Origin of the sequence: Clostridium tepidiprofundi DSM 19306 (assembly GCF_001594005.1) — a bacterium.
GTDB lineage: Bacteria > Bacillota > Clostridia > Clostridiales > Clostridiaceae > Clostridium_AC > Clostridium_AC tepidiprofundi.
In genome coordinates this window covers 21,719-30,211 of the sequence record NZ_LTBA01000027.1, presented here as the reverse complement: position 1 = coordinate 30,211, position 8,493 = coordinate 21,719, and the positions used below count along the sequence as shown (strand labels likewise).

Annotated in this window: 6 protein-coding genes, 1 pseudogene and 1 other annotated feature; of the genes and pseudogenes, 5 read left to right on the top strand and 2 right to left on the bottom strand. The window is 29.6% G+C overall.

Features of this window, described 5'->3' with window-relative positions; genetic code table 11:
* Positions 1 to 442, bottom strand: a pseudogene (locus CLTEP_RS09935) (transposase); the annotation flags it as partial.
* Between the two features lie 335 nt (positions 443 to 777).
* Positions 778 to 1,010, top strand: a binding site (T-box leader).
* Positions 1,011 to 1,139: 129 nt separating this feature from the next.
* Between CLTEP_RS09935 and trpS the strand changes: the two are divergent.
* From trpS to CLTEP_RS09920, 3 genes are all read left to right on the top strand, one after another.
* Positions 1,140 to 2,138: a tryptophan--tRNA ligase gene (gene trpS, locus CLTEP_RS09930; protein ID WP_066826304.1), complete on the top strand. Its 999-nt coding sequence runs from the start codon at positions 1,140 to 1,142 to the stop codon at positions 2,136 to 2,138.
* 307 nt (positions 2,139 to 2,445) lie between these two features.
* Positions 2,446 to 3,018: an AAA family ATPase gene (locus tag CLTEP_RS09925; protein ID WP_066826310.1), complete on the top strand. Its 573-nt coding sequence runs from the start codon at positions 2,446 to 2,448 to the stop codon at positions 3,016 to 3,018.
* A 565-nt stretch (positions 3,019 to 3,583) separates the two neighbouring features.
* The gene (locus CLTEP_RS09920; protein ID WP_066826301.1) at positions 3,584 to 5,173 is read left to right on the top strand and encodes a peptide chain release factor 3; all 1,590 of its coding nucleotides are present in this window, start codon (positions 3,584 to 3,586) and stop codon (positions 5,171 to 5,173) included.
* A gap of 69 nt (positions 5,174 to 5,242) precedes the next feature.
* On the opposite strand, the gene CLTEP_RS15085 is transcribed toward CLTEP_RS09920, so the two are convergent.
* Positions 5,243 to 5,398: a DUF5670 family protein gene (locus CLTEP_RS15085; protein ID WP_169798785.1), complete on the bottom strand. Its 156-nt coding sequence runs from the start codon at positions 5,396 to 5,398 to the stop codon at positions 5,243 to 5,245.
* Between the two features lie 1,262 nt (positions 5,399 to 6,660).
* Here CLTEP_RS15085 and CLTEP_RS09915 point away from each other — a divergent pair.
* Positions 6,661 to 7,236, top strand: coding sequence for an ECF transporter S component (locus CLTEP_RS09915; protein WP_066826298.1), 576 nt, complete (start codon positions 6,661 to 6,663; stop codon positions 7,234 to 7,236).
* Positions 7,237 to 7,320: 84 nt separating this feature from the next.
* Positions 7,321 to 8,403, top strand: coding sequence for a sensor domain-containing diguanylate cyclase (locus CLTEP_RS09910; protein ID WP_066826295.1), 1,083 nt, complete (start codon positions 7,321 to 7,323; stop codon positions 8,401 to 8,403).
* The last annotated feature ends 90 nt before the right edge of the window (positions 8,404 to 8,493 follow it).

Sequence of the window (8,493 nt, the reverse complement as noted above, 5' to 3'; positions counted from 1 at the left end):
TTTTATCAACTCTTGTAAGACATTTATCACAACATTTTTTTGTGCTTTCAAATAGCTCTACACCATCTATTGCAACAACCTTTAACCCATCTATAGTACCACCTCTAAAAACCTTATTTTTTATAGTAGTTTTAATTATATGACTATGAATTCCTTTTAATCCATCTAAATCAAAACCACTGAAACACCGCCTGACAGAGTCAATGCGTGGAGTTCTAGTTTTTTTAGGTAACACTTTTTTCAATTTACCTTTTTCAAGCCAATGGTCTAATCTATTGAAACTTCTTATTTGAAGCATAAATCCAAATAAAACAATAAAAGCAATTGTTGAAATTTTTACTTCTGATTTTACTCTTTTATCTTTTAAGGTATTGATTTTTTCACCTATATGGTATACCTTATTAGTATAGGTGAGTAATTGTTTCAAATAACTCTTGCTCATTTTATCAGCATCCTTTTTGTGTGAATTTCTAAACAAAACTATTATAAAAAGGATGCTTTTATTTTGCAACTTTTTTCTCTATAATTTCCAGTAAAAATCGGAAAATCTCATATTTCCACTGATTATTCTTAAATTCTTATAAATCAATGGGCTACCAACCTAAAAAATTTTTAAGTGCTAAACTTCTGTAATTTACTGAAGTTTATTGACAAATATTTAAAATAAGAATATTATATAAAAAATGAGAGTATTCTAGTGTAAAAATTGAAGTGAAGTAATGAAGAAAAGCAATGAAGTAATAATCAAGATATGGTTTGAAATTTTTAAATATTAGTTTAAAATCTTTGAAGGAAAGCAAGTAGATTTAAAAACAGATTTACAGAGAGCTGCAGGTGGTGGAATTGCAGTAATTATGCTTAAGTCGAATGGGTTCCAGAGATTCAAGGTGAAATCATAGTAGCCTTAGACGTCAGCTTTACGTTATAAAAGCAGGATATCAATAGTGTATCTGTATGAGGAGAAATTTTTTCTCGAAGATAGGTGGCACCACGTTAAATACGTCCTATGGAATTTCCATAGGGCTTTATTTTTTTATCTCGGAAATTTTAAAAGATTCAATTAGGATATTATTGTAGTTCATAAAATTTTATAAAATTTCATTAAATATAAATTATAATATTAAGAAAGGGTGATGATAATGGAAGAAAAAAAGAAAGTTATTTTTAGTGGAATTAAACCTTCGGGTGAATTGACTTTAGGAAATTATTTAGGTGCTATAAAAAATTGGGTAAAGCTTCAAGATGAATATGATTGTTATTTTTGCGTTGTTGATTTGCATGCTATAACAGTTAGGCAAGAACCAAAAGATCTAAGAAGAAGAACTTTAGAAATTTTATCGATATATCTTGCATCTGGAATTGACCCAGAAAAAAACACATTATTTATTCAGTCTCATGTACCTGCACATAGTGAAGCTTCATGGCTTTTAACTTGCTATAGTTATATGGGTGAAATGAGTAGAATGACACAATATAAAGATAAATCTAAAAAATCCGGAGAAAATATAGGAGCAGGTTTGTTCAACTATCCTATTCTTATGGCTTCAGATATTTTATTATATCAGACTAATTTAGTACCAGTTGGTAAGGATCAATTACAACACTTAGAATTAGCGAGGGATTTAGCTGAAAGGTTTAACAGGGTATATAGTCCTACTTTTTTAATACCAGAACCATATATAGCTAAAACAGGTGCTAAAATTATGGATTTACAAGATCCGACTAAAAAAATGTCAAAATCAGAAGAAAATCAAAATGGATATATATTAATTATGGATCCTCCAAATGTAATTAGAAAAAAAATTAGTAGAGCTGTTACAGATAGTATAGGTGTAGTTAAATATTCAGATGATCAACTAGGAGTTAAAAATTTAATGACTATTTTGGGTTCTATAACAGGAATGTCAATGGAAGAAATTGAAATTAAATATAAAGATAAAGGATATGCAGAATTCAAAAAAGATGTAGCTGAAGCTATAATAAATGAATTAGAACCTATACAGAAAAAAGTTAATGAGTATGTGGCTGATAAAAAATATCTAGAAAGTATATATAAGAGTGGTGCAGAAAAAGCTAATTATGTTGCTATGAAAACATTAAGAAAGATGCAGAAAAAAATAGGACTAATACCTAGATAATTTTAATTTATTTATTATCTAAATTTTTACTTGATTTTTACTTGGCATATAAAAAGAATAGGTATAAAGTCAATATTAAAGACAAAGTGGCTAATATGATACGAATTGATTCTAGTTAATGAGGAAATTGCAAAGCAATTTCCTCAAAACTTTTCAACAGTAAATGATATATAAATTAATATTTTGAACATGAAAAGATTCTTTTTAAAGTGTGTTTCAGTAGAAATTAACAGAATTATTTCATTGCAAAATGTTTATATAATTGATATAATGTATCCTGCGATAATATTTTTGGAGGTCTTGTATGATGACAAGAAGAATTGCGATTCTTGGTGGCCCAAGATGTGGAAAAACTACTCTCATGCAACAAATATTCGTTGATATGAAAATAATGGGTCTAAATGTAGGATGTAAACCTGAATATTCTACTCAGTATCTTAAAGATAAAGAAATGATAGAGACAATAGCAGAACAATATGGAATTTATATTGGACAGGCATTGATTGATGAAGAATTAAGTGAATTTGATTATGCAATAACTGATTACGCAACTTTTATACCATATGTGTATGGTAGGTTTATGTTAGGAAGTAAAAAGAGAACTAAAAAGGAAATTGAAATATTAAAAGATTTGTATAATCTTGCTATCAAGGATATACCAAAATATGATTACATTTTTTATGTGCCTAGAGAATTTGGTTATACCAAAGATGGAGTGAGATGGCAAGATGAGGATACGGCTTTTAAGATAGATGAAGCTATTAGGCAATTTTTGGATTGTGAAAGTATTCAATATTATGTATTGAAAGGGAATACTAAGGAGAGAGCAAGACAAGTTATAGATATTTTAGGCTTAAGCTATGATGAAAAAGAAGCTTAAAAGGTTTTAATGATTTTACAAGACTCCCACTTCTATAAGTGGGATATTGAAGCTTTTTGCTTTAGGTGTAGTAGAGTTTTCACGTGTTAATTAATGCTTAGCAGTAGTTCATTTATCGCAGGTATAGTAGAGTATCAACCTGAAGTGCCAATGTTTTGCTCCATCAAAATAGGGTTCACTATTTCGAAATTCTGATTTGGGCAGAATTTTTGTTTATAACTTTGAGAACAACTACCATTACTTGTGAATGACTACCAAAACAAGTAACGGTAGTTGCTCCAATTTGAATCTATCAATCTCCTACTTGTATGAGTAGGAGATTGAAGTTTTTTGCTTCAAGTTGAGTAGAGTCTCAACCTAAAATACTGATGCTTTGCTTTAGAAAAACGAATTTACTAAGTAAAATGGATTTTTATAGAATTTGACATAGCATTGTATTAAAGATAAAATTTAAGAGTGAATGTGCATTAAAATATATTTGTGAATAAGTTACTTCAAATAGTTTATTTACTTAGGAAAGTCTGTACTATTATGTCCAAAAATGAAAATGGAAGGAGAAAATATAGTGGAAGATTTGAGAAGCAAAATAGAGAAACGAAGAACGTTTGCGATAATTTCTCATCCGGATGCTGGTAAAACAACATTAACAGAAAAGTTTTTATTATATGGTGGTGCGATTAGAGAGGCAGGAACGGTAAAATCAAGAAAAGCTGCTAAGCATGCTGTATCTGATTGGATGGAAATAGAAAAGAAAAGGGGAATTTCAGTTACATCTTCTGTATTGCAGTTCAAATATAATAATTATTGTATTAATATTTTGGATACTCCTGGTCACCAAGATTTTAGTGAAGATACATATAGAACATTAATGGCAGCAGATTGTGCTGTTATGGTTATTGATGGTGCGAAGGGTGTCGAAACTCAGACAAGAAAATTATTTCATGTTTGTAGCATCAGGGAAATACCAATATTTACATTTGTTAATAAATTAGACAGAGAGATAAAGGATCCATTTCAACTACTTGAAGATATTGAAAATGAGCTAGGAATTAAATCATACCCTATTAATTGGCCTATTGGATGTGGAAGAGATTTTAAGGGTGTTTATAATAGGGAAACAAGAGAAATTCAGCTTTTTGATGGAGGAAATCATGGTCAATCTCAGGTAGAAAGTACTATTATTAGTATTGATGACGAAAATGCAAAGAGAATAATAGGGGATTCATTCTATGAAAAGCTACTGGAAGAAATTGAACTTCTTGATGTAGCAGGTGATGAATTTAATATAGATATGGTAAAAGATGGACGTTTGACACCTGTATTTTTTGGAAGTGCTTTAACAAATTTTGGTGTAGAACCTTTCTTGAAAGACTTTTTAAGATTTAGTTTACCACCATTACCAAGAGAATCAAATCAAGGTAAGATTGATGTTTATGATGAAGAGTTTTCTGCTTTTGTGTTTAAAATACAAGCTAATATGAACAAAGCACACAGGGACAGGATTGCATTTATGAGAATATGTTCTGGTAAGTTTGAAAAAGGTATGGAAGTATTTCATGTTCAAGGTAAAGGCAAAGTTAGATTGACTCAACCGCAACAATTTTTAGCACAGGATAGAGAAATTGTTGAAGAAGCATATGCAGGTGATATAATTGGGGTATTTGATCCGGGAATATTTAATATAGGGGATACACTATGCAAAAGCTCTAAAAAATTTGAATTTGAAGGTATTCCAAGTTTTGCACCAGAGCATTTTGCAAGAGTAAAGCCTGTTGACACTATGAAGAGAAAACAGTTTATTAAGGGAATTACACAGATTTCACAGGAAGGTGCTATTCAGGTATTTAAGCAGATTAATATAGGTATTGAAGAAATAATTGTTGGGGTTGTTGGAGTGCTTCAATTTGAGGTGTTAGAATATAGATTAAAGAATGAATATAATGTTGATATAAAGGTAGAAAAACTTCCATTTTCAAATATTAGATGGATAGAGAATGAGGATATTAAGCCTGAAAACTTGAATTTAACAAGTGATACTAAATTGGTAAAGGACTTAAAAGAAAGAAATATATTGCTTTTCCAAAGTGAATGGGGAATTAGCTGGGCATTAGACCATAATAAAGGTCTGGTACTCTCTTCTATAGGAAAAGCGTAGAAAAAATAAGAGTCAAATGACTCTTATTTTTTTATCCAATTCGCTTTGGAAAAATAAAAACAATTCTAATTATGCACCTTTTTTTCTTGTAATTAATGCATCTACTACAAAAACTATTACTGCAAATATGAGCAATAGATTTATTAGGCTACCACCGATTTTGAATATCAATCCTATAAGCCAAAATAATAATACAAAACCTCCAAGCCATCTCAAGAATGCCATACTGTATCCTCCTAACGATTTGTAATACGTAATGTTATAATATGTTATCTAAAAATTCATATACTTACTGGAGACCAGTTTGCTAGTTACCGGTTGATTATGAAATCTTTTATATAAGTGTAATATAAAAACATTTGCTGGTTGAAAGTATATACTCAAGTCATAAATCTGCACTAGCAGTCTAGCACTTTAACAAACTGGCAAACTTGATTAATCCTAGTACCTGTAAACAGATACTGGTTCTCAAGTCACAAATTCATACTGGAGACTAGAGACTAAAACAAAGTCACTAATCACCAGTCACCAAAACAAATTGTGACTTAGTCAGAAATTAAAAACCAGCACTTTGTTTTTGAGTAGATACTGATGTACAAATACCAAATCTGTACTAGCCCTCTGGCCGACTAGCAAACCTGATTAATCCTAGTACCTAATAAGATGTTAATTTTCAAGTTACAAATCTGTATAGTTGATTGGAGACTAGCAATTAGAGACTGGAGACTAAAACAAAGTCACCAATCTCTAGTCACCAATCGCCAAAGCAGATTGTGACTTTGATAGATATTAGTACCTAGAATCTCATTCTTAAATAGATGCTAGTTTTCAAGTTACAAATCTGTATAGTTGATTGGAGACCCATGCAATATTGATAGTTTATTTATAAAAGATGAAGTTACAAATCTGTATAGTTGATTGGAGACTAAAATAAAGTTGCTAATCGCCAATTACCAATTTCTAATCGCTAAACCAAATCATGACTTAGTTAGATATTAAAACCTAGTACCTAGCACCTTCTTTTTCCTACTGGTACCTAACATACACATATATATACGTGTCTAGTATGCCCATTTAGTATGTCAATTATTAATGATTTTATTGATTTTACAGGATTCCCACTTCTATAAGTGCGAGATTGAAGCTTTTGCTTCATGGGAGCAGAGTCTCCACATGAAGTCTCGATGTTTTGCTTTAGCAAAACGAGTTCACTCGTAGAAATTGTGGAAAGGAAAACACTGTTACCTGTTTCGATTGAAGAATATTTCTATGAAGAAGGGTAGTGTATACTTGGCATTGTCCTAGCTACTCGGTTAGGAACAAGCCACTGTTGCTTATTTCAGTCGTAGTTGATAGTGGAGTAAATTACGAATATACACTACAGCTTAAAGATTGTACCCATACATTTTTATATAAACTTTTTTTAATATATAATGATATTGGTATGTTAAAACTAATTAAGTAATAATTATGTTAGGAGTGGAATTATGAAAGACAATTTTGTAAGAAGAGATAATAAAACCAGTACAGCTAAGGAATTAACAGTAATGGGACTACTAATAGCATTAACAACTATGGCAACTATGTTTTTTAAAGTACCAACGCATATTGGATATACTCATTTAGGTGATGCTATGGTGTTTATTGCGGCAATATTATTAGGTAAAAAACGAGGAATGGTAGTAGCAGCATTAGGAATGTGCTTAGCTGATTTATTAGGCGGATATTTTATATGGGCACCAATTACGTTTACTATTAAAGGAATAATGGCATTGATAACAGCTGCTATTGCTTATCGAGGTAATTATGAAGGAAAGAGTATTATTAATAATATATTTGCATGTATATTAGGTGGTATTTGGATGATTGCTGCATATTATTTAGCTAATATTCTACTTACTATGTATGTGTATACAAAAGATGCAACATTTATACAAAGTGTGGTAGTTGCATTTTATGATTCACTTATTCCGAATATTATTGAAGTTTTAATTGGAATAATAATTGCAATACCTATTATTAAAGTGCTTAATAATAAACAAATAGGTATAATAAACAAATAGTTTATCAACTTAAAAGAAGGAATTTTTAGGATGGTATAGAAATTATAATGTAGTAATACAATATTTTTAGAGGGATGATATTAAGTGGCCTATAATGAAAAATTACTACATGAATATAAAAAAATAAAGGAAGAGTTTATTAATTATCAGAATTTTACTGAGAGTACAATACAGATGTTGAGTGATAAGAATAGCAAACTTGAAAAAAAGCTGAATGTAATGGCTAATATTGTTGAGATAAGTAAGTATATTAATTTGAATCTAAGTAACGATAATTTAGCAAATGTGATTAACGATATGATTATTGGAATACTTGGCGTTGCTTATTCTACTATTTATATAAGTGAGAACAGTGATTGGGTTGTTAAAGCAACTAATATTAGTCATGAAGATTTTGCTTTACACCAAGAATTTCATTTTAATCCTCTAAAAAAGAATAATCCGTTTATTTTGAATTTAGGAGATACTTATGATAATAATAATTTAGTAGCGCTTACTGGAATACATTCGGTTTCAGGGGTACCTATAAATATACGGGATAATGAATTAGGATTTATAGTTGTTGAACACAATTTGATGTATTTTTTTGATGTAGAACATATAAAGTTTCTATCATCTATTGCAAACCAAATTGGGATCGCATTGGAAAATAATTCACTTTACAAAAAAGTTAAAGATATGTCAATTAAGGATTCATTTTTAGGAATATACAATAGAAAGTATTTCTTTGATACTGTAGAAAAATTTATTAGTGAAAATCCTAAACAAGTATTTGGAATTGTTATGGTTGATTTAGATGATTTCAAAAAACATAATGATAAATACGGTCATTTATTTGGAGATTATGTTTTAATGAATGTAACTGATATTATAAAGAGAAATATTTCTTCTGAAGATATTTTAGCAAGATATGGAGGAGAAGAAATAATTATTTATTTAAATGATATCAAAAGTAGTGATGAAGCATTTGATAAAATTGAAAAAATAAGAAGAGAAATTAGTGAAACAGTATTTGAATATGGGAATAATGCTAGTAAAATAACAGCAAGTTTTGGCATAGGATTTTATCCATATAATGGTTTGAGCTTAGAGGAAGTTATAAATGCTTCAGACAATATGTTATATAAAGCTAAAGAAATGGGAAAAAATAAAGTAGTGTGTGCATAAAAACGATGAATTTTCATCGTTTTTATTTTAATAACTATAAATGAGCAAATTTCAATCCATTGAATGTAAAATAACATTTTAGTGCGATTA